Raw genomic sequence first — 24,600 nt, 5'->3', positions numbered from 1 at the left:
TCGCTCTTTTAGCTTATGGTATAAAGAAAACGGTAGAACCTAAAAACTACATCAAAATTATTCACTCCTGTTGATAATGTGAATTTTCAACAGTATCACTACCTTCATTATCAGGAATCACTACTTCAGATTTTATCTTTTTTAATTCTAGTATATCTAAAGGTAGTAATTTGTTTACCTTCTGTTTGACTATCTCTAAAAATTCCTTAAATTGAGGGCATTCCTGACATTTTAATTTTTTACCTGGAATTGAACAATCACATACAAGGTTTGGTTTTTCTAGAAACACTTGTTGACAATTTTTGCATAAATATCGTTGTACGCCTTTAATGACTCCATTTTTACAAATTAAATTAGAATTGCATTCTGGACATTCTATTCCAATACGTGGTGTTGGATGCCATGACTGTAAGACTTGTTGCATTGCTACTTCACATCTAAATTTATTTAAAAAGAAGTTTTCTTTAATGCTCATAATTACCTCTGTCATTGCTATATTTTCAAAATAACTGCTACAATTTCTTTGTTGTAAATAAGTATGCGCTGGACAATCTGATGGTAAACTTTGACTTTTTCATCAGGCGTTAGTGTATGCCATATTGCTAAGTTATTACCAGCACAAATAATTTCCTCCGTAGTTTTTTGTGCAATCGCATCGGATATAAATGGATTAATTTCTTCAGCAATTTGTTGACGAACTTTATCCTTTACTTTTTCGATATCCGGGTCAAAACCAGGAATTTTATCCAAGGCTTCTAAGCGAGATTCCAAAGTTTGTAAATTTTCTGATTTCTCCTGGTTTAAAGCAGGTATTTTGTCAGACTTACTAGCTAGAATATGAGAACGTTCTACTAAGGTATTAATAAGAGCATCCTCAATATTTTGTTTCCGTGTAGATTTTTTATTTGAGCAACCCATACCTGCATATCTACAGGCAAAATAGTAGTATTTTCCCCCTTCTTTACATTTACCACTTTTAGTAATACACTTTGATCCACATTCAGCACAAAAAACTAATCCTGTTTGATAAGCATAAGGCCGATAACAAATAGGATTATCTAAGTCTTGATTAAAGTTAAAATGTCCAGTTTTAGAGTTAAATTTGAGAATTTGTTGAATTTCTGCTAATTCTTCATCAGTAATGAGTCTATGTTCTGGATGCGTATCACGAATTATCATCCAATCTTCTGGCTTATTTAGTTTCCTTTTACCTTTACTAATAGTAATTCGCTGAAGATAGGCAGTATGTCCGCATAGAACATGATTGGTTAGCCAGCGATTAAAACCAGTAGGTGTCCAATGTAATAAACTGTCTCTGCTGTTTCTATTAGAGCTTCTTTTGCTAATTCCATATTTGTTGAATATAGCCTTTAAAGCACGAGAAGATCCTTTTTTTTCTAAAAAGATATCAATACAATCTCTAGCGATTTGTTTGAAAGTTAATCCTGGAAGTTTTGTCAAATCATCTTCGTGATATAGTTCCAGACAATTAGCAGGTCTGTCTGACAGAAGACACAGACACAAGCGATGATCTAATTCATATTTATCGTTAACTACTTGATATCCCCAAGGATAAGATTCATTAGCAGCTTTTTTATTGCGACGGTGCGCTTTTCCGTGTTGGATACGTTCTGATAATAGGTCTGTTTCCCATTCAGCAAGAGAGCCTAAGATATTGACCATTAACTTCCCTTGAGAAGTGTTTAAATCTATTTGCTGATCTAAAATTTTTAGATTTACCTTAGCTTGTTGATAATCATATATACACTCACGGAGTTTAGGCAATGACCTTGCTAATCTATCTATGCGAGTGATAATTACTTCATCAACTGCTTGCTTATGGACTAAATCTAGCAGTTGTTTGAGAGCAGGTCTATCATCTCTACTACCTGACTGAATATCTTGAAATATTTCCGTAGCTCCTGCGGCTTTTAGCCTTGCTATTTGCTGTTCCAAAGCATGAGAGTCTTCAGCTTGTTCACGGGATGAGACTCTCGCATATCCTACAACTGTTTTTATTTTCATTAGTTCAACCTCAGTATGAATGATAATTTTTGTGCATACCCACTACCAGCCGGATATGCACAAAAATAGGTTATTTCTGCCTAAGAAATCTCATGATTAAGGGGTGAATATCTAAAAAAAATCCTATTGACAATCTTGTGTATCTATTTGTCTTCATGGATAAAAAAATAACTCTGATATTTAAATATCAGAGTTCTAGTGGAAGTGGATTTTTTGTCTAATTTAGTTAAAAAATGTTAAGCACATAAGTCATAAAATTATCTTTTCTGCTGCCTATGGCCAATTCCATTCAAAAGAACCTTGTTTACTCACAGTTGCTTTAATTGGAAGTCTTTTATTTGTATTTTTATTTTTATGAGGTATGCCATTATTCCAGTATATTTTGGTGTCAATTATTTCAATTAATGCTCTGTGCGTTTTTAAGTATGATTGCCATAGTTTTTTCAATTTTTTATCTGTCTTTTTAGATTTAAGTGCGAGCAATGGGTAGCCTTCCCACTCCATATCCATAAGTATTTCTCTATATCTTTTCTCAGATTTTTCATCTAAATCATGGTCATTCAGGTATTTTAGCCATCCACGGTAGTGTTGTTTTTCTTCTCTTTGATTTGTCCACGATGGCTTTAATCCGAATGATTCTTCTTGTATTTCTATTTGAAATTTGGCTTTAAGAATATGAATAAATAATTCTTCAAAGTTACTGAAGGGATAATTAATACCTTCACTATTTGCCCAAGCAATAATTTCAGATTCTCCTGCTTTCAATAAATCATACAAAGCTTTTTCAGCATTAGTCTCTAAGTCCAAATTTTTCAGTCCCTGGCGTGGTAACATCTTTTGAACTGAACCACCTGGTTGAGTTGGATCTGGTATTAGTTTAAATATCTTATTTGGTAGCAAGATAGCTTTAGCTTGATAATACAATTGAACGCATCTCATCCAAATGGCTTGATTTTGATTATCTGGAGACAGATTAAAGACTGGAATATTGTTGATAGCTGCTGAAAGACTCATAAAATCAGGAGTTTCAGGTTTATCAGGAAAGGACATGAATGTAAAAGGAATACGGCTGCGTGTAATCCCAAGTTCCTTATCTTTTGACAATTCTTGTTTACGGAACATTTCTAGGCTTTGTCTCAAAGAAATTTCTTTCGATAAACCATTTTGATCAATTATTCCCATAATAGTTTCGTCTAGTATGAAATCTTCTAAATTAGTCATGACTTTTCTTGTTTTTTAATAAAAAAATAGGCGATTATAGTTTTAAAATATCCTCATTGTATCACTTTGAAAAACAATTTACAGATATTTTTGTAATTAAAATCTTTAACAGCAAGTTATTCTGATAACATCAAAGCAAAGAAATTCTTGCCCATTTCAGTACAAAGCAACATGATCCAGGGAACGCTGTTTGAAACTTCCATCACTCTATCTGAGTTGTCATCCCATTTATGGGAAGCGGCGAATATTTTACGTGGGAGTCCCGTGGATAGGACGGATTGGAAAAGTTATATTTTACCATTGTTGTTCTTCAAACGCATTTGTGATGTTTGGGATGAAGAACGTCAAAAAATGATTGCAGAATATGGTGAAGATTTCCCTGACGAACACCGCTTTCAAATACCCCAAGATAGCCACTGGCAGAATGTACGTGAAGCATCTAGCAATGTAGGAACTGTTTTACAAGATGCGCTGCGGAATATTGAAGTTGCCAACCAAAAACATTTGTATGGTGTATTTGGAGATGCTCAGTGGAAAAACAAAGAAAAGCTGTCTGATGAACTGCTAAAAGACCTGATCGAACATTTTTCAGCACTTAATCTTAGTAATAAGCGTGTTCACAGTGATGTGATGGGTGATGCTTATGAGTACCTGATTAAAAAATTTGCTGATACTACCAAGAATAAAGCTGGAGAATTTTACACTCCCAGGAGTGTAGTACAGCTAATGGTAGATATGCTAGATCCCCAAGAAGGGGAAACAGTTTATGATCCAGCTTGTGGTACAGGAGGAATGTTACTTGCTGCTGTTGCTCATGTACGCAATAAAGGTGGAGATGCAAGGACATTCTTTGGCAAGTTACACGGGCAAGAAAAGAATTTAACCACTGCTTCCACTGCGCGGATGAATTTATTTCTGCACGAAGTAGAAGATTTTGTGATTGAACGTGGTGATACTCTGCGTACCCCTTTTTTTACTAATCCAAATACCCATAGTTTAGCTGAATTTGATGTGGTAATTGCTAATCCTCCCTTCTCATTAGAAAAATGGGGAAGGGAAGTTTGGGAAGCAGATCCTTGGGGTAGGGCTTTTGCGGGTTTACCTACGGATAGTAGCGGTGATTTTGCTTGGGTGCAACACATGGTTAAGTCTATGGCTAAACCACATGGACGGATGGCTGTTGTGTTACCTCAAGGTGCATTATTTCGGGGTGGGGTGGAAGGAAAAATTAGACAAACCCTGCTAGAAATGGACATGATTGAGGCGGTAATTGGACTAGCACCAAACTTGTTTTATGGTACTGGTTTGGCTGCTTGTATACTGATACTGCGTCAACGTAAAGCTCAAGAAAAAGCAGGTAAATTGTTAATTGTTGATGCTTCAGGAGTATTTCGGAAAGGACGCGCTCAAAACTTTTTAGAACCAGAACACGCTGCGGAAATTCTGCGCTGGTATCAAGAATTTACAGATGTGGAAGATCGAGCGCGGGTGGTTTCTTTGGAGGAAATTGAAAAGGAAGGATGGACGCTGAATATATCACGTTATGTTTTACCACCTATCGGGGCAGATATTCCTCCTCTGGAAGATGCGATCGCATCCTTTAAAGATGCTTTGGTAAAATGCCGGGAAGCTGAGGAAAATTTGCATCAGGTAATGTTAGAAGGGGGATGGCTGGAGTGAGTACACAAATTACACAACAAGCTGTAGAGAGTTATCTGTGGGGTGCAGCTACCATTCTCCGGGGGTTAGTTGATGCAGGTGACTATAAACAATACATCTTTCCTTTGCTGTTTTATAAGCGATTATCCGATGTTTGGGATGAGGATTTTGCCCAAGCTTTAGCAGATACAGGTGATATTAATTATGCCCGTGACACTGCAAACGATCGCTTTATAATTCCTGATGGCGCTCACTGGAAAGATGTCCGCACTATTGCCAAGGATGTTGGGAAGGCTTTACAAACGGCTATGCGGGCTATTGAAACCGCTAATCCTGGAAAGTTAGATGGGATTTTCGGTGATGCACCCTGGACAAATAAAGAACGTTTACCTGATTCTGTAATTAAAAATCTGCTGGAACATTTTTCTACAGTGGTACTTTCCCTAGCTAATGTTCCTGAAGATGAATTAGGGAATGCTTATGAATATCTGATTAAACAATTTGCTGATGACAGTGGACATACAGCCCAGGAATTTTATACCAATCGTACCGTTGTTTATTTAATGGTACAGATGCTTGCCCCCAAATCAGGCGATCGCATTTATGATCCTACCTGCGGCACTGGAGGAATGTTAATTTCTGCATTAACTGAAGTCAAGCGTACTGGTGGAGAACATCGCACTCTCAAGCTTTACGGACAGGAACGCAACCACATGACTGCTTCCATTGCTCGGATGAATTTGGTTTTACATGGAGTAGATGATTACCAAATCATGCGCGGTGATACTTTAGAAAATCCTGGTTTCATTGAAGATGATCAACTACAAACTTTTGATGTAGTTTTGGCTAATCCCCCCTACTCTATTAAACAGTGGAAGCGGGAAGCCTTTCAAAGTGATCCTTGGCAGCGTAATTTTTTAGGGACACCACCTCAAGGAAGGGCTGACTATACCTTTTTTCAGCACATTCTCAAAAGTCTAGATCCAAAAACGGGACGCTGTGCAATTCTCTTTCCGCATGGGGTATTGTTCCGCAAGGAAGAAGCCGAAATGCGCGAAAATTTAGTTAAGTCTGATTTAGTGGAATGTGTTTTAGGTTTGGGTCCAAATCTGTTTTATAACTCTCCAATGGAAGCTTGTATTATTGTTTGCCGTAGCAGTAAGCCTCCAGAACGACAAGGACGGATTTTATTTATTGATGCAGTCCATGAAGTAGCACGTGTTCAGGCACAAAGTATCCTCAAACCGGAGCATCAGTTACGTATTCTCAGCACTTATCAAAGTTACATTGATGATCCTGGTTTTGCTAAAATTGCGACATTAGAGGAAATCGCTACCCAAGATTACAGTTTATCTATTCCGTTGTATGTGCGGCGAAAAACGGCTAATAGCCAAACAGAGGAAGTAAAAACACTAGCTGAAGTTTGGGATAATTGGGAACAAGGCAGTAGAGCTTTTTGGCTAGAAATGGATGCTTTAGTTGATATGCTGGATTCGTTAGAGACATAAAAAAATATTTACCAATATGGTAAAGTATGCTTTGATATAAGCTTTTTTGAGGATATAACAAATTTCTTTACCAAAACGGTAAAGGATTACATTAATTGATATGATATCTCCTCTGGAATATAACAAATTTCTTTACCAAAATGGTAAACTTGTATTAGACCACTAGCAAATGGAAATCACCTTCGCTGACAGCAAACTGCAAAAACTATGCGAGCAGGAAAAACTAGCGCAAAGAACATTGGGTGCAAACTGTGCCAAGAAATTGAGAACCCAGTTGATGATTATTGGTGTTGCTAGTTGTGTCACAGAATTAGTTATAGGTCATCCCCATCCCTTAAAAGGAGATCGGGCAGGTGAATTTGCAGTCAATCTAGAAGGTGGTAAACGACTTGTATTTAAGCCTGATAACGACCCCATCCCGTTGACTGAGGATGGAAGCATTGATTGGTCAAAAGTTACTGCTGTTTGTATTGTTTTCATTGGAGATTACCATGACTAAGACCACCCGACCTTTTACTCCCGATTGGGTATCTTCCCCTGGTGATGCGATCGCTGAATTCTTAGAAGAGCGTGATTGGACACAAGCACAGTTAGCGGAGCGTTTAGGCTACACTACCAAACATATCAGTTTACTAATTAACGGCAAAGCATCTCTCAATGAAGAAACAGCCCTGAAGCTAGAACGAGTTTTAGGAAGTACAGCCGCATTTTGGCTCAGATATGAAGCCCAATATCGCGCTGCTTTAGCTAAAAAAGAAGAAGAAAGCCGCTTACAGGGGTGGACATCTTGGTTAGATCAGTTACCAGTCAGAGAATTGATGAACCAAGGTGTAATTCCCAAGTGCGTTTTAATTGCTAAGAATAAACCAGGAGTGGTAAAAAATTTATTGCAGTTTTTTGGTGTTGCTTCACCGGAAGATTGGCAGAAATGCTACGGAAGTTTAGAAGTTTCTTTTCGTCGCACCCGCGAAGAACAAAGTGATGTTGGTGCTATTTCCGCTTGGTTGCGGTTGGGGGAAATAGAAGCAGAAAAATTAGATTGTCCTAAATACAGTAAATCAAAGTTTGAAAAAGCCGTGCAGGAAATTCGCACTTTGACGGTGTTACCACCAGCAGAATTTGAACCACGGATGCAACAATTATGCCGAGAATCTGGGGTTGTGTTGGTTTTAGTACCATCAATTAAAGGAGCGCACGTTAGTGGTGTAGCGCGATGGTTAAATCCCCATAAGGCACTGATTCAACTTTCACTTTACGGTAAAACCAATGATCGCTTCTGGTTCAATTTCTTCCATGAAGCTGCACATATCCTATTACATAATAAGGAAAATATTTTTCTTGATGAATGGGATAACGGGGAAAATTTGGAATCTGAACAAGAACGGGAAGCTGATCAATGGTCGCGGGAATTTTTGATACCTTCTGAATATGAAGGAGAGTTAGCGCAACTTAAATCTAAAGCTGATGTTGTTGATTTTGCAGCGCGTATTGGTATTCATTCTGGAATTGTGGTCGGTCGCTTGCAACATGATCATCTAATAGATCGCTCTTGGATGAATGGTTTGAAGGAGAGTTTTTGTTTTCAAGGGGTAGAATAAGTTCAAGATGATACAAGCCGATACATTAAAACCAGGGTGGAAGTTAGTAAAGTTTGGGGATGTGGTGCGTCTCAGTAAAGAACGTGCTGCTAAATCAGAAATAGAAAGTATTGAGCGATATGTGGGACTTGAGCATATTGATCCTGAAGATTTACGGATTCGGCGCTGGGGACTTGTGGCTGAGGGAATAACTTTTACTAGCAAATTTAAGCCTGGACAGGTTTTATTTGGGAAGCGTCGAGCTTATCAGCGTAAAGTTGCTGTAGCTGATTTTGAGGGTGTTTGTTCAGGTGATATTTATGTGTTTGAAAGTGCTAATCAAAAAGTTTTACTTCCTGAACTTTTACCGTTTATTTGTCAAACAGATCGGTTTTTTGAATATGCTGTAGGGACTTCAGCAGGGTCACTTTCACCGAGAACAAATTGGACGAGTTTGGCTAAATTTGAGTTTGTCTTACCACCTCCAGAAAAACAGGAAAAGTTAGTAACTGTATTAATCAGTGCATCAAAAAGTTTGGAAACTTTATATCAATTACATCATTCTAGCAAGATTCTTTTACAATCATACATTGATTTTCAAATTAATGAGCAGTTAGTAAATATTGTAAAAATTCAACAATTAATTGACCAAAATATTATTGCTCCTCCACAAGATGGTAATCATGGTGAAAAGCATCCTAAAGGTAAAGACTTTGTGGAAATTGGCATTCCTTTTTTGATGGCTTCTGATGTTGTGGATGGAAAGATTAATTTTAATGAATGTAAATATATATCGGAAGAGCTTGCTTTATCATTAAGAATTGGTTTTGCGAAAGCGGGAGATGTTTTACTTACGCATAAAGGAACGGTAGGAGAAACTGCAATCTTAAATGGAATAAAAACTGAGTTTGTAATGCTAACACCGCAAGTTACCTACTATCGTATTCAAAAAGAAGAACGACTTTTACCAAAGTACCTATATCTTGTTTTTCGGTCTTCTTTTTTCCAAAGGCAGCTTGCATCATATAGCCGACAGTCCACAAGAGCATATATTGGAATCCAACGACAGCGAGAGCTTCAAATACCACTACCTCCACTTTCTATACAAGAAGTAGCTGTTGAAAAGTTAGAGCAATTAGAACATATTTTATCTTCTGTGTCGAAGAGAATAGATAAAACACAAGCTATTTTCAGCTATTTGCGAGAATTAATAACAAAAAACAAGAGGTAGTAATTGAATGTTCAACGAATCCAACACCGTCGAAGCCTTTATCCGTGATATTCTCTGCGGTAAAATTACCCAAACCGCAGCACCTCAACCTGGCTTATCACGCACAAACAGAAAAATTAACGGTGTTGGTTGGAACTACCTCCCCTCACAAAATATCCCCCGTCAACCTCAAGAAGTCTTCGTTGAAACCTTTGTCCGTGATGCCTTAATTCGCCTCAACCCAGAAATCACCGCCAACCCTAACCTAGCAGAAGAAGTCCTCTATCGCTTACGGGCAATAGTGCTATCAGTCCGCAGTGATGGACTCATCCGGGCTAACGAAGAGTTTACCATCTGGTTACGGGGCGATCGCACTATGCCCTTTGGTATCAACCACGAACACACAACAGTCCGCCTCATAGACTTTGACAACATAGAAAATAATCAATACATCCTCACCACCCAATACACCTACCTCGCTGGTACAGAAGAACGTCGAGCCGATATAGTGCTGTTAGTTAATGGTTTTCCCCTCGTTGTTATTGAAGCTAAAACCCCCGTCAGACAAGCAGTAACTTGGGTAGATGGGGCATTACAAGTACATGACGACTATGAAAAAAACGTCCCAGAATTGTTTGCTTGTAACGTCTTCAGTGTAGCTACAGAAGGCAAAGAATTACGCTATGGTTCTATCCGTATGCCCGTAGACCTGTGGGGACCTTGGCGAACAGATGACAATACACCTCTTGCTAGTTTAGCAGCCCTCAAAGATGCGATCGCTTCCCTACATAGTCCCGCAGTTATTTTAGATATCCTCAATTACTTCACCTTATTTGCCACCGATAAGAAAAAACGCCGCATCAAAATCATTTGTCGCTATCAACAATACGAAGCTGTAAACAAGATAGTTGAGCGTGTAGTGGCAGGTAGACCCAAAAAAGGCTTAATTTGGCATTTCCAAGGCTCAGGTAAATCGCTGTTAATGGTATTCGCTGCTCAAAAAATGCGGATGCGATCGCAACTACGAAACCCTACCATCATCATCGTAGTAGATCGCCTTGATTTAGATGCTCAAATTAGCTCTACCTTTCACGCTTCCGATATTCCCAACTTAGTCAAAGCGGAAACCTGTGCAGAATTAGAAAAGCTACTCAAACAGGACACACGCAAAATTATTATTACTACTATTTTTAGATTTGGGGAAGCAGAAGGAGTTCTCAATTCCCGTGAAAATATTATTGTCCTAGTAGATGAAGCCCATCGCACCCAAGAAGGTGATTTAGGGATGAAAATGCGAGCAGCATTACCACACGCTTTCCTATTTGGTTTTACAGGTACACCCATCAACCAAAGAGATAGAAACACCTTCTATGCCTTTGGTGCAGAAGAAGACGAACGTGGCTATATGAGTCGCTATGGGTTTGAAGAATCTATCCGTGATGGGGCTACGCTGCCTCTGCATTTTGAACCCCGTTTAGTAGAACTGCATATAGATAAAGATGCCATAGATCAAGCATATTCAGAATTAACAGGTGAATTATCAGATTTAGATCGAGAAACTCTCACCAAAGCAGTTTCTAAAATGGCTGTCCTGGTGAAAGTCCCAGACAGGATTACTAATATCTGTGCAGACATAGCCCAACATTACCAACAAAAAGTTGCTCCCAATGGCTTTAAAGGTATGGTTGTTACCTACGATCAAGAATGCTGTTTATTGTATAAAGCAGAATTAGATAAACACTTACCCCCAGAAGCCAGTGAAATAGTTATTTCTGCCACAGGGAAAGATGAGAGATTGAAACCCTATTACCGCACTCGTGATCAAGAAGAAAAATTATTAGATAGATATCGTGATGCCAAAGATCCTCTAAAAATTATCATCGTCACTGCCAAATTACTTACAGGATTTGACGCGCCTATTCTCCAAGCGATGTATTTGGATAAACCTTTAAAAACTCATACCTTACTCCAAGCTATCTGTCGTACTAATCGCACCTATGGTAATACAAAAACACATGGTTTAGTAGTAGATTATCTGGGTGTATTTGATGATGTAGCCCAAGCATTAGACTTTGATGAACAAGGTTTTCAGCAAGTTGTTTCTGGAATTAATAATTTAAAAAATGAACTTCCCGGAGCAGTACAAAAATGTCTAGCATATTTCCCAGGAGTAGATAGAAACCTGAGTGGATATGAAGGATTAATTGCTGCTCAGGATTGTTTACCTAATAATAATGTCCGTGATAACTTTGCTGCTGATTACAACAACCTAACTAAATTATGGGAAGCAATATCACCAGATCCCATCCTCATTAACTACCAAACAGATTACAAATGGCTATCTCAAATTTATATTTCTGTTCAACCAACAACAGGCATGGGTAAACTGTTATGGCACGCCCTTGGAGCAAAAACCATAGAATTAATCCATCAAAATGTGCGAGTAGAAGCAGTCCGTGATGATTTAGAACAAATTATTTTAGATGCGGAATTATTAGAAGTAGTTTTAAATTCTTCAGATCCGAGAAAGAAAGCCAAAGAAATAGAAATAAAAGTTGCTACAAGACTACGCCAACATATTAATAATCCCCAATTTCGAGCTTTATCAGAACGTCTAGAAGCCCTAAAAGAACGCCATGAACAAGGACAAATTCACAGCGTAGCTTTCCTCAAAGATTTACTTGATTTAGCTCGTGATTTGCTACAAACAGAAAAAGACACTCCAGCAGAGGTAGAAGACGATAGAGGTAAAGCAGCTTTAACAGAGTTATTTTTAGAAGTTCGCAATGAGCAAACACCAAAAATGGTGGAACGAATTGTTAATGATATTGATGAAATAGTCAGGTTAGTACGCTTCCCTGGATGGCAGAAAACCAGTGCAGGTGAGAGGGAAGTAAAACAGGCTTTACGAAAGACTTTGTTTAAATATAAGTTGCACCAAGATAAGGAGATTTTTGAGAAGGCTTATGGTTATATCAGGCAGTATTATTGATGGGAAATAGTTCCTTTCCGTAAAACTAAAACTTTTTCATTTTCACCCTGCACACCCTGCATAGCAGTAATCAATTATAGCTGAAAGCATTGCTCTAACTATTTTCTGGGATAATGCAGTATGGGTTTTTCTTCCCTGCATTCACCCTGCATACCCCACAAAATACTCTGCATCCTTCAATCCCTTACGTAATCAGATTCTTGGACACTAAAATGCAGAGAGTGAAGGGTGTGCAGGGTGAGAAGGAAAAGTTTATTTGCAATGAGATTGATAGATGATGGATTCGATGAATCCCCCGGAATTATCCTGTTTGAGTCCCCGAATTACAAAACCACTGCTAGTTTTAACCTTTTCCAGTTTCCCCCGTCCTAGACGGATAATTTCTGGGCTGAAATCCTTGTGACTATAGCATTTAGATGATGTCATCTGGCAATACCGCCAATAATCACCATAGAGTTGTTCAGGTTTGTTTTTGTCTGCACCAATAGAAATTTGATTATTTGGATCATAGACATAATTACTATTCAACCAATCAGCAACAGAATTTATTTGTAGTAAAAATTCCATTTCATTTTGCTCTCTGACTCCACTTTCATCAACCTTGTTAATTAGGGTATGAGTAATTTCTTCTTCAGGAATACTCAGTAGATAATTAGTGAAGCCAGATATCTGTGTACAAAGTTTTGCTAAAAAATCAGTATCGGTTTTTGGTACTAGCCGATTGAATTTAAAAAGAATCATCCGTCTGTCTAATCCTGAATCATCCGCAGTAAAAACAAGATGATTGGCAGTTATCATTACCATTCCTTTGTATATCGCTGTGAAAGAAGTTTTATATTTTTCCTCAATACTAAGGTTATCTCCTCCAGTGATATTTTTGAATATTTCTATGTTTCCTCGATAGTAATCAGCATCATTGATACAAACTAATCGTTTATCATAAATCTTTCCTGTTTGAAATTGATTATTGTTCAAAGAAGAGAGAGTTAAACTATGACAAAACCTTTTACCGACTAATTCTGTAGCTAATTTCATCGCTGTAGATTTACCAGTTCCTCCTAAACCAATAATTAAGGCAAACCTGTGAAGTTGCCACATACCCCTTAATACTGCTGCATACCAGCACAAAAGTAAGTGTTTTTGGTGATCATTATCTTCAAATACAAAATTCATCCATTCCTGAATAACACTCCAATCTTTAGCATTGATATCATGTTCTCTATCAATAATGTTCAAGAAGCAATAATCTGGTGAATGAGGAATAATTTGGTGATTTTTTACATCTAATACACCATTTTTGAAGGGAAGTAAATGTTTAGGTGGTTCATTCCATTTATGACACAATAACTCAATTTTTAACAAATTTATTACTCCTTCTGGATAGCTTGAATTAAATCCTGAATCGGGATACAGTGCTTTTATTTCCTTGATAATCACTTGGAGTATTTTTTCCTTACTGGCTATAGTCCAATAGCCATCTTCATATTTCATCCATTGGCTAATTTGTGAATCAAATTTTAACGTCGTGCATTTAGGAGCAATAATTTCTGCTATTGATGATTGTTCTAGCAATTTATTTTTACTTTTCTGAATTTTATTAGTTTGATCATCTAGAGCTTGGTTTTCAAATTCATGAATGTCTTGTGCTGCTGCAATTGCCACTTCAAATTCTGCCTTACCATTACCAACTAAAAAATCATCCATTCCCTTACCTTTAGATTCATCCCAAATAACTACATAAACTCTACATCCTTTCTCACATAGGACTTTAGCCAAGCGAATTAGGGCTTTTTTAACAGAAATTTTACGAACAATATCTGCATCAAAACAGAGGTATATAACTCTTCCTACTTGAGCGAATATTTCTAAATGGCTGACTAACTTTCCATCATCCAAACCCATTTCTACCCCTAATAATGCCAATGTCGGGTATTTATATGTTAGTCCTGCACCTGCTTTTTTACATCCTTCAGTTATGAAAATTGGTATAGAAATATTTTGAATAATTTCTAACCAATAGCGTGGATTTCCGGTATTCAAACAGATAGCATCATATTGAGCTTTAGAGGAAAGATATTTAGCTGGTTTATCTGAGTTTGGAAATTTAAAAGGCTTATTTGGCTTAAATTGTCCGTGCATCTTTCCCATTGGTAATCCATTTCTGGGATTGATTCCACTACACCACCAACCAGGTAAATGAGTGTATTTTTTCCAATCTAAATACTTTGCTATTTCTTCCCTACTTTCCAAGGTTTTAACATTGAGACGAGTGATTTCTTCAGAAACTCCACTTTCCTTCACCCACTCTTCTAAATGTTGTAATGATAAGGTATTACGCTCTTCATTGGATAATGAGAAAGGTGAATTAGAGACAACGTTATTGCTATAATCGTCGTTATTTGATATAATCATGGTGAATTTTTATGATAATCAGAGCTATAAGTTGTGCAACAATAGTTGCTAACTAATGGCTTTTTTTTGCAATGAACATAGGTAATAAAACATTACTTAACTAATAAGTATTGTTTTACTTCCTATTTGATAGGATGTGGTGAACAATTTGCTTTTGACTTATCCGAATTTATCATCTGTATTATTCGGATAAACAAAATTGCGTCTAGTCTAAATTACTTCTTCTAAGCACGATTTCGCTTTCTTTTTGGCTGACTAGAAGGTAAACTAGCTAAATAATTATCAATTGCTCTCAAGTGGGCTTTCGGATCACTAATGTGGTTTTGTACCCAATCTAAAACAAGAGTAATATTATATCTGACAACTCTTGAATTAAGGGTGATCCAATGGATATCTTTCTGCAATTTTTTCTGAAGTCTATATCTCTTCAATGTGTCACCCGACAAACCAGTTAATTGAGACGCTACCTGCTTAGTAACAAACTGATAATGTTGGGAATTTGAATTGGATGTATCGAATGTAGAATTGCCCATATAAGAGTAATTATTTTTCTCCTAAATGAATGAAAAAACATACTCAAAATTGCAATTAATGTTGCAGTTTGGGTCTGTTTGTACTTTCAATCAGCTTATCTACAGAAAGTGGTGAATGGATTTTTTTGCTAATTTTGTAAAGAAATGTAAACATGAAGAGCAATCTAGCAAGCAGAAAAAATCACCCTTGGTTGGGTTAGTACGTGAGTATGAGACTCCAGTAAGCAAAGTGTAATTATCCTGGAGCTATGCCTAAAAAATTGGTATGTAATTTATAATACACTAATTTATAAATTATTGCTAGTGCAGTTTTTTACTTTTCAAATATAGAGATAATGTTGTATATTTGACGTTGCATAGCCTATTTAACACTAATTTCAATAATATGGCAGAAAAAGTATTAGTTCCCTTCACCCTAGATGGTGGCACTATTTTAGTGGAAGTTGAAGCTCCAGAAAAGCCAAAAGAAGGAAAACAGAGGTATGCAGATTCTCCTTCTAAAAACGTTGCTAACAAAATTACAGAAGCAAAACAAACTTTTGCAGAAGCTATCCAACAAATTAAACCAGTAGTTACTACTATTGCCGATCAATTCAAAGATTTGAATACTAAAGAAATGGAAGTAAAATTTGGTGTGAAACTTTCTACTGAAGCAGGAGTAATTTTAACTTCTGTAGGCGGAGAAGTTAACTTTGAAATTACTGTGAAGTGGAGCAAGGAAGAAGGTTTAAAGGAACAGAGTTCATAGGTTCTATGTCACAGGAAAGTCAAAATAAGAAGTTTGAAAGTGCGATCGCTCGCATTTACAATCAAGATGGTACAAATGTTGTTGGTGCTGGTTTTTTGGTCACTCAGCAGCATATTCTGACTTGCGCTCATGTAGTTCTAGCTGCTTTAGATATAGAAGAAAACCGAGGATCAATAACTATTCAAGAATTACCAAATAATGTTATCGAACTTGACTTTCCTTTTATTACTCCTCTAACAAGAATAAAAGCTAAGGTTGTATTTTGGCGAGGGTTAACAAATGAAAAAGGAGAGGATATTGCTGGACTTGAATTACAAGATACTCCACTAAATTCTACCAATTCCATTCAACTAATTTCTACATCTGATTTGCAAAACAATAATGTTAAAATTTGTGGCTTTCCTCATGATTATAAAAAAGATGCTCGTTGGTCATTTGGTAAAATATATATAGAAAATGAAAATGCTTTTGGTTTAGTACAAATATACACAGACCAAAGAAGTTCTAAAATTGAAGGAGGATATAGTGGTTCTGCGGTGTGGTGTTCATCAAAAGCAGTAGTAGGAATGTTATCAGGAGGACATCCTGAAGAAAATGATGCAATAGTATATATGATTTCTGCAACTGTGCTGCTTGAATCTTGGAGTTTTTTAAGCCTCATTCAAGTCTTAACTCCTAATCTTGATAAAGACATAAATTCAGCTATTCAAACAGCTTATAAATCTTGTTGTTCACAAGGAAATTTAACAACCACAGTAGAAATTGTTAAATATTTGTATAATCTAGATCAACGTAATTTAGATAGTAATATAAAATTTAATCATAACGATAATACAGCAAAATTTATAAAATATTTAATTACTAATTCTCAGATTCCTCAAACAACGTTAGCAAAATTAAAAAAATGGGGAATTAATAATATAGAAGATTTTGATAACCTGATTAGAAATGTTAACCAACAATATCAAAATAATTATACTAACCTAGAATCATACATATTAATTAAAATAGAACCATTGACAACAAAATCAAGATCAAAAATCCCAAAATTTAAAATTAGTGGTGGTGTTATTCCTAATATTCAAAATTATATAAAATACCAAACAGGGTTTGATGCAATTAATTTTTCTGATTCTCCCGATGATAGCTTTACACTCGATAACATCGAAAAAGTTTTTCGTTCATTATTCCAAAAAATTCCTTGTAAGTTAGAAAGTCAAATAAAATTTGTATTTTTTCTACCTCCACAATACCTGAATTATCCTGTGGAAACATGGGAAATTGATGATGTTGGAGAAATAATACCTGTGGGTGATAAATATCCGGTGATGGTTCGTGATGTTACACGATTAGATACTAATTATCTCAATGTTAAACAAAGCAATTGGATTGATAAATGGCAGAAATTAGAAAAGATTACCTGCAATAATTTTCAAAAGCTACATGAATATGATGAAAAAAGATTTTCTCTATTAATGAATCAAGCAATTGGTGTTATACTAAATATCTTTGATGAGAATAACAAAAATGATAATAAAATTACTAATATTTTTATTTCATTAAAGAGTAATGCTGTTCCTGTCGCTATTTGTCACAGAGATAAAATTACTTTAGAGCAACAAGAATATGAACGCAGAGCAAATAATGAATTAAATTGCTGTGTTCATACATTACCTAATCACGTTATGCAACAATATATAGATTTTTTGCTTAATAACAACCAATATCTATTTGTAAATAATGTTTTTCTTATTTACGAAAACCCTCACATTTTACCCTTTAAACCTGAACCAATCATTATTAAGTAGGTATTATTATGACAGACTGGAAAATATTTAAAGGAAACAATCAAGTAAATCAAAAATGGACACTTCCAGAACCACCAAGTTGGCGAGATTTTAATAACACTAATAGCGATCCCAAAAAAAGACGCGCTGAGACATTTCAAGCACGTCCAGAAGAAGTAGAATTAGTCAATGCTGCTTTATATTTACGACGACCTTTATTAGTAACTGGTAAACCAGGAACAGGTAAAACCTCTTTAGCCTATGCTGTGGCTTATGAATTAGGATTAGGAGAAGTATTACATTGGCCAATTACCACCCGCACTACACTAAAAGATGGACTTTATAGTTATGATGCCATAGGACGGTTACAAGATGCAAAAGAAAATGATAATGCAGATAAACTTAGTAAATATTTGCATCTAGGATTATTAGATGAAGCAATAAAACATTTACAAGATGTCAAGGATAAGAAATATCAATATAACTTAGCAGAAATTGGTAAATATATTAATTTAGGTGCATTGGGAACAGCTTTACTACCATCTGATAAACCCAGAGTTTTATTAATTGATGAAATTGATAAAAGTGACATTGATTTACCTAATGATTTACTACATATTTTTGAAGAGGCAGAGTTTGAAATACCGGAATTAAGGCGTATAGCTGATAAAATAAATCAGGTAGAAGTACAAACAGCATATAAAGATGGAAAAGCGACTATTGAAAAAGGTAGAGTTCGCTGTACATCCTTTCCTTTTGTGATTTTAACCAGTAATGGTGAACGAGATTTTCCCCCTCCTTTTTTAAGACGTTGTATCAGATTAAATATTCAAGAACCGGATAAAACAGAATTAGAACGGATAGTTAAAGCACATCTACAGTTAGATGATGAATTATCTCAAACAGCAGATAATTTAATTGAGCAATTTTTAAACAAGCGTAAAAATGGGGAATTAGCAACAGACCAACTTCTTAACGCTGTTTACTTAGTTACTAGAAAAAATTCACCAACAGGTACAACTAAAGATGAATTAATTGAGAAAATATTAAAGTATTTAGATAGTTCCGAGGACTCATGATGAACAGGTTGATTAAACTTCTAGAATACCTAGAACTAGACATGAGTGCAGAAGAAATTGCTGATACTCTTTGGTTAGCAAACCAGATAAAATTACCATCAGCAATTACATCTGTTGATGAAGTTACTCAACCAAATCAAAGTTCTCAAACTGAGATTTCTCAATTACCTCAACAAGAAAGTTCTCAAAATTTAGATACTTCCGATAATTCCACAATAGAAAAAACTCAAGAAACCACAGCTAAAGCCTATACAAAAGATGATATAGATTCTAATTTATCATCTAACTCTACTGCAAAATCAACCTCTGAAAAATCAAAACCTGCATCACCGGGAGTACCTTTTAAATCTCCTGCTGTTGCTGCTTTACCTAATGCTTTAGAAATTGGTAGGTCACTCCGTCCATTGATGCGAAAAGTTCCATCTCGGATAAAATTTGTTTTAGATGAAGAAAATACAGCCCAACAAATAGCAGAAAATGATGTTTGGATACCAGTTTTAAAACCTGCGCGAGAACGTTGGTTAGATTTAGTGATAGTTGTTGAAGAAAACCGTGCGACTGTGGTTTGGGAAGAAACTATTAATGAGTTTCGCAAATTAATGGAAAGACATGGAGCTTTTAAAAATGTTTACACTTGGAGTTTACGCACAAATGATGGTAAACCGCAATTTTTTCACCAGCAGAGAAAAGCTACAAAAAAACAACGTTCCCGCAGTCCCAAAGAATTATTAGAACCTAATGGTAGACGGTTAATATTATTAATTAGTGATTGTATTTCCTCTTTATGGTGGCAAGGAGAAATACACAAACTATTAGAGTTATGGTCTAAACAAGTTCCGGTAACAATTCTTCAATTATTACCGGAACAACTATGGGAACGTACTGTTTTAGATTTGGGTATTTCCGTTTCTTTAAGTGCTATTGAAGCTGGTTTACTTAATTCTAAATTGACTGTTCATGGTTTCCCTATGTGGTTAGAAGAGAAACCTACAAAAGCATTAAAATTGCCTGTTGTGATTTTAGAACCTGAATCTTTAAAATATTGGGCAAAGGTGATTGCAGGTACAGGTAATATTGACACAGTGGGTATTTTATTTATGCCTAACTGGAAAGAATTAATTCCCACACATAAATTATTCAGTTCACAAACAACAAAAGATCCAGAATTATTAGTTAATAAATTTTATAATAGTGCTTCACCTTTAGCGAGAAGATTAGCAATTTTGATGGCTTCTGCACCTGTAAGTATACCTGTAATTCATTTGATTCAGGAACAAATGTTGCCACCACCAAGAAAGCCAATTATTCTAGCTGAAATCTTTATGAGTGGGTTGTTAGAATTGAAGTTAATAAGTGAAGAAAATCAGCCAGAAAAGTGGCAATATGAATTTGCTGAGGGAATGCGAGAAGTTTTATGGCGTTCTGTAAGATTAACAGAAATTGAAGCTGTGTTAAAAGCAGTTTCTGAATATGTATGTAAGAAAGCTGGTATATCAATTAGAAGTTTTCCTGCATTGTTATTTCCTAATTCTGGTTTGGATGAAAAAACAAAAGCAGAAATTTTCCCCTTTGCTGAGATTAATAAAGACGTATTGCGTCAGTTAGGGGGAGATTATGCTAGGTTAGCAGAACAGTTATCACAAGAATCTAAAAAAGATTTAGTTCAGGTTAATCAATCTCCTGCACCTATTAAAATTACAGGTTTACCAGAAATAAAAACCTTTGAATTTGCTATTATCACAATTGAAGATGAAAATGAGACATCTATCAATTTAGAAACTTTTGATTTTGAAGTTGCACTTATAGAAATTAATCAATCTAATAAATTAAATAGTAATAATCTGATTGAAATTGTTGATGAAGCAGTATTTAATAAAACTGGAAATCATTTGGATGAAATTCAAAAATCAATATTAGATGGGACATTAGATCAACTAACTTATCAACAAATGTCAGTTTTCGGTACTTATGGTGAGCAAACTTTAAAGTTGGCTGGTTTTCAACTCTGGGAACTATTAACAGAAGTAGTTGGTGAAAAAATCACAAAAACAAATTTTGAAACCGTAATTAATCAATGGGTTGCTCGTTCTCCGCTAATTATTAACCGTCATTCTCGGCAAGCACAGCATTTTATTGAAGACTTAGGAAATGGTGTTCAACTAGAAATGGTAGCAATTCCTGGTGGCAGTTTTATCATGGGTTCACCAGAAAATGAGCCAGAACGCAGGAAAAATGAGAGTCCCCAGCATGAAGTCACAGTGCAACCGTTTTTATTGGGTAAATATCCAGTAACCCAAGCACAATGGCAAGCGGTAGCACAGTTACCCCAAGTTAACCAAGAATTAAAACCAGACCCATCTAGGTTTAAAGGAGCAAATCGCCCTGTAGAAAAGGTTTCTTGGCATGATGCAGTGGAGTTTTGTGCCAGACTATCAAATCATACTCAAAGACCCTACAGACTGCCCAGTGAAGCGGAATGGGAATATGCTTGTCGAGCCGGAACTACTACACCATTTCATTTTGGTGAGACAATTACAACAGATTTAGCTAATTATGACGGTGACTATACTTATGGAGATGGAGTTAAAGGAATTAACAGAGGAGAAACAACAGAGGTAGGTAGTTTTAAAATAGCCAATGAATTTGGATTATATGATATGCACGGTAATGTCTGGGAATGGTGTCAAGACGATAGGTATAATAGTTATGAAGATGCGCCTACAGATGGTAGCGCATGGATAAGCGACAAGTCGAATAGTGACAAAAAGTTGCTGCGCGGCGGTTCTTGGGACTACTCTCCTGACTGTTGCCGTTCGGCTTCTCGTGGCTATGGTGATGCGGGCTTCGGCAGCGGCAGCAGCGGTTTTCGTGTTGTGTGTGGTGTTGCGTGGACTCTGTAGCCCTTTATACTGTTACTCTTTTGCCCTCTATCCTTCTTTCCTTTACCCTTGCAAGCGTAGTGAAACGGAGCGATCTTTAAATTTTTTAAATTGACCCTTTTAAATTTAATAAAAAATGAACGAATTACCAATAATTCAAAAAACCTATGATTTAATTAAGTGGTATGTACCAATTCTTAATCGTTTGCCACAAAATCATAAGTTTATGCTAGGTAACAGGATAATTACTGGACTTTACGATTTATTAGACGCTTTAATTGTGGCTAAATATGCTGCTGATAAATTAGAGCAATTACAATTTTTAAATAGTAAAATTGATATTTTACGCCATCAAACCCGCTTGTTATTAGATTTTGAACTAATCAAAGTACAACGCTACGAATATGTGACACAATTAATCAATGATATTGGTACAGATTTAGGAGCATGGATTAAACAACAACGTAAACGGCAAACATCATCATGAAACGATATGGTAATCTTTGGTTACAAATCACAGATTTTGAAAATCTATTAACAGCAGCTAGACAAGCGCAAAAGGGCAAGCGATTTCGAGAGAATATTTTAGAATTTAATTATCACTTAGAATCAGAATTAGCACAAATTAAAATTGAATTAGAAACTAAAAATTATCAACCAGGAGAATATCACACTTTTCAAATAGTAGAACCTAAACGACGGATGATTTCTGCTGCACCTTATCGAGATAGAGTAGTTCATCATGCTTTATGTAATATTATAACTCCAATTTTTGAAAAAACATTTATTTATGATTCCTATGCTAATCGGGTAGGTTTTGGTACTCATCGCGCTTTACGTAGATTTACAAAATTTGCTCGTTCAAGTCGTTATGTTTTACAATGTGATATTTGTAAATATTTTCCCAGCATTGATCACGAAATTCTTAAATCTCTGTTGCGTCGAAAATTAAAATGTCAAGAAACATTATGGTTAGCCGATATTATTATTGATAATAGTAACGAACAAGAAACTATTTTAAATCATTTTCCTGGGGATGATTTATTTACACCATTACAAAGAAGACGAGGTTTACCAATTGGCAATCTTACCAGCCAATTCTTTGCTAATATTTATTTGAATGGTTTTGATCATTTTGTTAAAGAAGATTTACGCGCTAAAAAATATGTTCGCTATGTAGATGATTTTGCTTTATTTGCAGATGATAAAGAATTTTTAGCTGATGCAAGAAAAGCAATAGAAAATTATTTAGCTAGATTAAGATTGAAAATTCATCCTGTTAAAAGTCAATTATTTGCAACTTTTAAAGGAGCGAATTTTTTAGGGTTTCGGGTTTTACCTGACAGGATTCGTGTCCGCACAGAAAATTTAAGACGTGCTAAAAGACGACTTAGACAAATCCAGCAAGATTATACTCAAGGTAAAATAGGAGACAAGGAAATAACACAATCAATTCAAAGTTGGTTTGCTCATTTAGAACATGGTGATACTTGGCAGTTACGACAACAGATATTAGCTAGTTTGGTTTTACCAGAGAGTGTTGATCATCAATTCTGTTAGCATTGTAGATGGGACAGGCAACCCCGGATGCTGCGCGGCGGTTCTTGGAACAACAATCCTGAAAATTGCCGTTCGGCTTATCGTAACTATAATGATGCGGGCTTCGACAACAACAACAACGGTTTTCGTGTTGTGTGTGGTGTTGCGTGCGCTCTTTTGTTCCAGAACTGGCGGATGGGAATTCGTCGGGCGCGTATAAAAAGAGTCCAGACTTGTTCCAGTGATGTCGGTAACGCCATCCGAAAATCAAACTGGGTGGGGTAGCTTAGTAAGCTTGCTGAAAGGTTGCTTCACCCTCTAATAATTAAACTAAATTATCCTGTTAATCCTTAAATCCTGGACATCCTGATTCTGACAAAAAATCATGCCCAAAACTATTATTAAACATTATAAAAAAACAGTCCAATACTTTACCGAAGACTTAGGAAATGGCATTGAATTAGAAATGGTGTTAATTCCTGGAGGAACTTTCATCATGGGTTCACCAGCAGAGGAACTAGAAAGTAGAAGTAATGAAAGACCTCAACATGAAGTTACCATTAAACCCTTTTGTTTTGGTAAATATCCTGTAACCCAAGCACAATGGCAAGCAGTAGCCGCTTTACCTCAAGTCAACAAAGAACTAAAACCAGACCCATCGAGATTTAAAGAAGCAAATCGCCCTGTAGAATGGGTTTCTTGGCATGATGCAGTGGAATTTTGTAACCGACTATCAAATCATACTCAAAGACCCTATAGACTGCCCAGTGAAGCAGAATGGGAATATGCTTGTCGTGCCGGAACTACCACACCATTTCATTTTGGGGAGACGATTACAACAGAATTAGCTAATTATGATGGTAACTATACTTATGGAGATGGAGTTAAAGGAATTGATCGAAAAGAAACAACAGAAGTAGGAAGTTTTAAAATAGCCAATGAATTTGGATTATATGATATGCACGGAAATATCTGGGAGTGGTGTCAAGATGATTGGCATGATAATTATGAAGCTGCGCCTACAGATGGTAGTGCATGGATAAGTAATAAAGAGAGTAGTGACAAAATGCTGCGCGGCGGTTCTTGGGGCGTCAATCCTGGAAATTGCCGTTCGGCTTATCGTATCTATGTTGATGCGGGCTTCGACTACTACGACCTCGGTTTTCGTGTTGTGTGTGGTGTTGCGTGGACTTAGTAGCCCTTTATACTCTTGCTCTTTTGCCCTTTTTCCTTCTTTCCTTTACCCTTGCAAGCGTAGTGAAACGGAGCGATCTTTAAATTTTTTTAGCTTATTAGATTAAAGTGGGAATGAGATTAATAGATTGGGGTAAAATTGGGGTAATTTTTCATAAAAAATCTTCAAATACTTATAAAATAATGGTTTCTAGAGGTCTGCAAAACCTCCATCCCCCGGTTCAAATCCGGGTGTCG

The 24,600-nt window shown here is 36.2% G+C and carries 18 protein-coding genes; 13 read left to right on the top strand and 5 right to left on the bottom strand.

Annotated features, from left to right (window positions below; genetic code table 11):
• Positions 1 to 61: 61 nt before the first annotated feature.
• The 3 genes from ACLLO5_RS05615 to ACLLO5_RS05605 all read right to left on the bottom strand — a co-directional run bounded on the left by ACLLO5_RS05615 (position 62) and on the right by ACLLO5_RS05605 (position 3,246).
• Positions 62 to 475, bottom strand: coding sequence for a hypothetical protein (locus tag ACLLO5_RS05615; RefSeq protein ID WP_413174501.1), 414 nt, complete (start codon positions 473 to 475; stop codon positions 62 to 64).
• A gap of 17 nt (positions 476 to 492) precedes the next feature.
• Positions 493 to 2,025: a fdxN element excision recombinase XisF gene (gene xisF, locus ACLLO5_RS05610; RefSeq protein WP_413174500.1), complete on the bottom strand. Its 1,533-nt coding sequence runs from the start codon at positions 2,023 to 2,025 to the stop codon at positions 493 to 495.
• Positions 2,026 to 2,298: 273 nt separating this feature from the next.
• A complete protein-coding gene (locus ACLLO5_RS05605; protein ID WP_413174499.1) occupies positions 2,299 to 3,246 on the bottom strand; it encodes a hypothetical protein in 948 nt (315 codons plus the stop codon).
• A gap of 171 nt (positions 3,247 to 3,417) precedes the next feature.
• On the opposite strand from ACLLO5_RS05605, the gene ACLLO5_RS05600 reads away from it, so the two are divergent.
• From ACLLO5_RS05600 to ACLLO5_RS05575, 6 genes are all read left to right on the top strand, one after another.
• Positions 3,418 to 4,926 (top strand): type I restriction-modification system subunit M, encoded by a 1,509-nt coding sequence (locus tag ACLLO5_RS05600; RefSeq protein WP_413174498.1) that lies wholly within the window; start codon positions 3,418 to 3,420, stop codon positions 4,924 to 4,926.
• Positions 4,914 to 6,413 (top strand): type I restriction-modification system subunit M, encoded by a 1,500-nt coding sequence (locus ACLLO5_RS05595; RefSeq protein WP_413174497.1) that lies wholly within the window; start codon positions 4,914 to 4,916, stop codon positions 6,411 to 6,413. Before ACLLO5_RS05600 ends, ACLLO5_RS05595 begins: the two co-directional genes overlap by 13 nt.
• A gap of 169 nt (positions 6,414 to 6,582) precedes the next feature.
• Entirely contained in the window at positions 6,583 to 6,912 is a 330-nt protein-coding gene (locus ACLLO5_RS05590; protein ID WP_413174496.1) for a type II toxin-antitoxin system RelE/ParE family toxin, read from the top strand.
• Positions 6,905 to 8,011 (top strand): HigA family addiction module antitoxin, encoded by a 1,107-nt coding sequence (locus ACLLO5_RS05585; protein ID WP_413174495.1) that lies wholly within the window; start codon positions 6,905 to 6,907, stop codon positions 8,009 to 8,011. The genes ACLLO5_RS05590 and ACLLO5_RS05585 overlap by 8 nt, the downstream gene beginning before the upstream one ends.
• A 7-nt stretch (positions 8,012 to 8,018) precedes the next feature.
• Positions 8,019 to 9,221, top strand: coding sequence for a restriction endonuclease subunit S (locus ACLLO5_RS05580; RefSeq protein ID WP_413174494.1), 1,203 nt, complete (start codon positions 8,019 to 8,021; stop codon positions 9,219 to 9,221).
• Between the two features lie 7 nt (positions 9,222 to 9,228).
• Positions 9,229 to 12,192 (top strand): type I restriction endonuclease subunit R, encoded by a 2,964-nt coding sequence (locus tag ACLLO5_RS05575; RefSeq protein WP_413174493.1) that lies wholly within the window; start codon positions 9,229 to 9,231, stop codon positions 12,190 to 12,192.
• Positions 12,193 to 12,444: 252 nt separating this feature from the next.
• Here ACLLO5_RS05575 and ACLLO5_RS05570 read toward each other — a convergent pair whose 3' ends face one another.
• Together ACLLO5_RS05570 and ACLLO5_RS05565 are read right to left on the bottom strand one after the other, a co-directional pair.
• Positions 12,445 to 14,604, bottom strand: a complete 2,160-nt coding sequence (locus ACLLO5_RS05570; protein ID WP_413174492.1) for a phage/plasmid primase, P4 family — start codon at positions 14,602 to 14,604, stop codon at positions 12,445 to 12,447.
• 224 nt (positions 14,605 to 14,828) lie between these two features.
• Positions 14,829 to 15,137 carry a hypothetical protein gene (locus ACLLO5_RS05565; RefSeq protein ID WP_413174491.1) on the bottom strand — a complete coding sequence of 103 codons (309 nt, stop codon included), beginning with the start codon at positions 15,135 to 15,137 and terminating at the stop codon, positions 14,829 to 14,831.
• Between the two features lie 385 nt (positions 15,138 to 15,522).
• On the opposite strand from ACLLO5_RS05565, the gene ACLLO5_RS05560 reads away from it, so the two are divergent.
• The 7 genes from ACLLO5_RS05560 to ACLLO5_RS05530 all read left to right on the top strand — a co-directional run bounded on the left by ACLLO5_RS05560 (position 15,523) and on the right by ACLLO5_RS05530 (position 24,364).
• Positions 15,523 to 15,885 (top strand): CU044_2847 family protein, encoded by a 363-nt coding sequence (locus tag ACLLO5_RS05560; protein WP_413174490.1) that lies wholly within the window; start codon positions 15,523 to 15,525, stop codon positions 15,883 to 15,885.
• Positions 15,846 to 17,693: a trypsin-like peptidase domain-containing protein gene (locus ACLLO5_RS05555; protein ID WP_413174489.1), complete on the top strand. Its 1,848-nt coding sequence runs from the start codon at positions 15,846 to 15,848 to the stop codon at positions 17,691 to 17,693. The genes ACLLO5_RS05560 and ACLLO5_RS05555 overlap by 40 nt, the downstream gene beginning before the upstream one ends.
• An 8-nt stretch (positions 17,694 to 17,701) precedes the next feature.
• Positions 17,702 to 18,751, top strand: coding sequence for an AAA family ATPase (locus tag ACLLO5_RS05550; protein ID WP_413174488.1), 1,050 nt, complete (start codon positions 17,702 to 17,704; stop codon positions 18,749 to 18,751).
• Positions 18,748 to 21,651: an SAV_2336 N-terminal domain-related protein gene (locus ACLLO5_RS05545; protein WP_413174487.1), complete on the top strand. Its 2,904-nt coding sequence runs from the start codon at positions 18,748 to 18,750 to the stop codon at positions 21,649 to 21,651. The genes ACLLO5_RS05550 and ACLLO5_RS05545 overlap by 4 nt, the downstream gene beginning before the upstream one ends.
• 115 nt (positions 21,652 to 21,766) lie before the next feature.
• Positions 21,767 to 22,117: a diversity-generating retroelement protein Avd gene (gene avd, locus ACLLO5_RS05540; RefSeq protein ID WP_413174486.1), complete on the top strand. Its 351-nt coding sequence runs from the start codon at positions 21,767 to 21,769 to the stop codon at positions 22,115 to 22,117.
• Positions 22,114 to 23,190 (top strand): reverse transcriptase domain-containing protein, encoded by a 1,077-nt coding sequence (locus ACLLO5_RS05535; RefSeq protein ID WP_413174485.1) that lies wholly within the window; start codon positions 22,114 to 22,116, stop codon positions 23,188 to 23,190. Before avd ends, ACLLO5_RS05535 begins: the two co-directional genes overlap by 4 nt.
• 364 nt (positions 23,191 to 23,554) lie before the next feature.
• Complete coding sequence (locus ACLLO5_RS05530; RefSeq protein ID WP_413174484.1) at positions 23,555 to 24,364, top strand: formylglycine-generating enzyme family protein; 810 nt, start codon at positions 23,555 to 23,557, stop codon at positions 24,362 to 24,364.
• Positions 24,365 to 24,600 lie beyond the last annotated feature (236 nt).

It is taken from the genome of Anabaena azotica SJ-1 (assembly GCF_047275885.1).
GTDB classification, from domain to species: Bacteria; Cyanobacteriota; Cyanobacteriia; order Cyanobacteriales; family Nostocaceae; genus Trichormus_B; species Trichormus_B azotica_A.
Note: the sequence above shows the minus strand (reverse complement) of the source record. Positions and strands in the feature narration are given on the sequence as shown.

Coding starts and splice junctions, on each gene's coding strand:
- ACLLO5_RS05615 (WP_413174501.1), bottom strand. CDS start 475: ATGAGCATTAAAGAAAACTTCTTTTTAAATAAATTTAGATGTGAAGTA.
- xisF (WP_413174500.1), bottom strand. CDS start 2,025: ATGAAAATAAAAACAGTTGTAGGATATGCGAGAGTCTCATCCCGTGAA.
- ACLLO5_RS05605 (WP_413174499.1), bottom strand. CDS start 3,246: ATGACTAATTTAGAAGATTTCATACTAGACGAAACTATTATGGGAATA.
- ACLLO5_RS05600 (WP_413174498.1), top strand. CDS start 3,418: ATGATCCAGGGAACGCTGTTTGAAACTTCCATCACTCTATCTGAGTTG.
- ACLLO5_RS05595 (WP_413174497.1), top strand. CDS start 4,914: ATGGCTGGAGTGAGTACACAAATTACACAACAAGCTGTAGAGAGTTAT.
- ACLLO5_RS05590 (WP_413174496.1), top strand. CDS start 6,583: ATGGAAATCACCTTCGCTGACAGCAAACTGCAAAAACTATGCGAGCAG.
- ACLLO5_RS05585 (WP_413174495.1), top strand. CDS start 6,905: ATGACTAAGACCACCCGACCTTTTACTCCCGATTGGGTATCTTCCCCT.
- ACLLO5_RS05580 (WP_413174494.1), top strand. CDS start 8,019: ATGATACAAGCCGATACATTAAAACCAGGGTGGAAGTTAGTAAAGTTT.
- ACLLO5_RS05575 (WP_413174493.1), top strand. CDS start 9,229: ATGTTCAACGAATCCAACACCGTCGAAGCCTTTATCCGTGATATTCTC.
- ACLLO5_RS05570 (WP_413174492.1), bottom strand. CDS start 14,604: ATGATTATATCAAATAACGACGATTATAGCAATAACGTTGTCTCTAAT.
- ACLLO5_RS05565 (WP_413174491.1), bottom strand. CDS start 15,137: ATGGGCAATTCTACATTCGATACATCCAATTCAAATTCCCAACATTAT.
- ACLLO5_RS05560 (WP_413174490.1), top strand. CDS start 15,523: ATGGCAGAAAAAGTATTAGTTCCCTTCACCCTAGATGGTGGCACTATT.
- ACLLO5_RS05550 (WP_413174488.1), top strand. CDS start 17,702: ATGACAGACTGGAAAATATTTAAAGGAAACAATCAAGTAAATCAAAAA.
- ACLLO5_RS05545 (WP_413174487.1), top strand. CDS start 18,748: ATGATGAACAGGTTGATTAAACTTCTAGAATACCTAGAACTAGACATG.
- avd (WP_413174486.1), top strand. CDS start 21,767: ATGAACGAATTACCAATAATTCAAAAAACCTATGATTTAATTAAGTGG.
- ACLLO5_RS05535 (WP_413174485.1), top strand. CDS start 22,114: ATGAAACGATATGGTAATCTTTGGTTACAAATCACAGATTTTGAAAAT.
- ACLLO5_RS05530 (WP_413174484.1), top strand. CDS start 23,555: ATGCCCAAAACTATTATTAAACATTATAAAAAAACAGTCCAATACTTT.